Below are 1,713 nucleotides of genomic sequence, written 5' to 3' on the forward strand. Positions count from 1 at the left end.
AACCGGATCCAGACGCCGGTGTTGTTGGACGCGGTGGAGAAGCACCGGTTCGATGCCCTGTTCGGTGGGGCGCGTCGGGATGAGGAGAAGGCGCGGGCGAAGGAGCGGGTGTTCTCGTTCCGGGACGAGTTCGGGCAGTGGGATCCGAAGAACCAGCGGCCGGAGTTGTGGTCGTTGTACAACGGTCGGCATCATCCGGGTGAGTCGATCCGGGTGTTCCCGTTGTCGAACTGGACCGAGTTGGATGTGTGGCACTACATCGCCCGGGAGCGGATTCCGTTGCCGTCGATCTATTTCGCGCACGAGCGTGAGGTGGTGCAGCGGGACGGGATGTTGTACGCGGTGAACGAGTTCTTCACCCCGAGGGCGGGTGAGGAACGGTTCGTGGAGGTGGTGCGGTACCGGACGGTGGGTGACGCCTCCTGCACGGCGGCGGTGCGTTCGGACGCCGACACGGTGGCGGCGGTGATCGAGGAGGTGGCCGCGACGCGGATCACCGAGCGGGGCGCGACGCGGGGCGACGACCGGGTCAGCGAGGCCGCGATGGAGGACCGTAAGCGGGAGGGCTACTTCTGATGAGCATCGACATGGCGCCGGTCGAGGTGGAGACGCGGCCGATGGATCTGTTGCGGTTCGCCACGGCCGGGAGTGTGGACGACGGTAAGTCGACGTTGATCGGCCGGTTGTTGTATGACACGAAGTCGTTGTTCACCGATCAGTTGGCGGCGGTGGAGGCCGTCAGTGCGGCGCGGGGGGACGAGTACACGAACCTGGCGTTGTTGACCGACGGGTTGCGGGCGGAGCGGGAGCAGGGCATCACGATCGACGTGGCGTACCGGTACTTCGCGACGCCGCGGCGGAAGTTCATCATCGCGGACACGCCGGGGCACATCCAGTACACGCGGAACATGGTGACGGGGGCGTCGACGGCGGACCTGGCGTTGATCCTGGTGGACGCGCGTAAGGGCCTGGTGGAGCAGTCGCGGCGGCACGCGTTCCTGTGTTCGTTGTTGCGGGTGCCGCATCTGGTGTTGTGTGTGAACAAGATGGACCTGGTCGACTTCGACCGGGAGGTGTTCGAGGCGATCGCGGACGAGTTCACGGCGTTCGCGGCGAAGCTGGACGTGCCGGACCTGACGGTGGTGCCGGTGTCGGCGTTGCAGGGTGACAACATCGTGTCCCGGTCGGAGAACATGCCGTGGTACGAGGGTCCGTCGTTGCTGCACCATCTGGAGCGGGTGCACATCGCCTCGGACCGGAACCTGCAGGACGTCCGGTTCCCGGTGCAGTACGTGATCCGGCCGCAGTCCACCACGGTGACCGACTACCGGGGGTATGCCGGTCAGGTCGCCTCGGGCGTGTTGAAGGCCGGCGACGAGGTGATGGTGTTGCCGTCGGGGTTCACCTCGCGTATCGCGGCGGTGGAGACCGCCGACGGGCCGGTCGAGGAGGCGTTCCCCCCGATGTCGGTCACCGTGCGCCTGGAAGACGAGATCGACATCTCCCGCGGGGACATGATCTGCCGCCCGCACAACGCCCCCGCGGTAGCGCAGGACATCGAGGCGATGGTCTGCTGGATGGACGAGACCCGACCGTTGACCGTCGGCGGCCGCTACGCCATCAAGCACACCACCCGCAGCGCGCGGGCCATCGTGCGGGGCCTGCACTACCGCCTCGACATCAACTCCCTGCACCGCGACGAAACCGCCACCG

The 1,713-nt window shown here is 66.9% G+C and carries 2 protein-coding genes; both read left to right on the top strand.

Features of this window, described 5'->3' with window-relative positions; genetic code table 11:
- Positions 1–576, top strand: a 576-nt coding sequence (gene cysD / locus LPU61_RS31340) for a sulfate adenylyltransferase subunit CysD (protein WP_229406969.1), incomplete at its 5' end; no start/stop codon positions are given.
- Positions 576–1,713 (top strand): sulfate adenylyltransferase subunit 1 (locus LPU61_RS31345; RefSeq protein WP_229406970.1); only part of this gene is annotated, 1,138 nt, incomplete at its 3' end. The genes cysD and LPU61_RS31345, both read left to right, overlap by 1 nt.

The organism is Micromonospora sp. NBRC 110038 (assembly GCF_020884815.1).
Lineage (GTDB): Bacteria > Actinomycetota > Actinomycetes > Mycobacteriales > Micromonosporaceae > Micromonospora > Micromonospora haikouensis.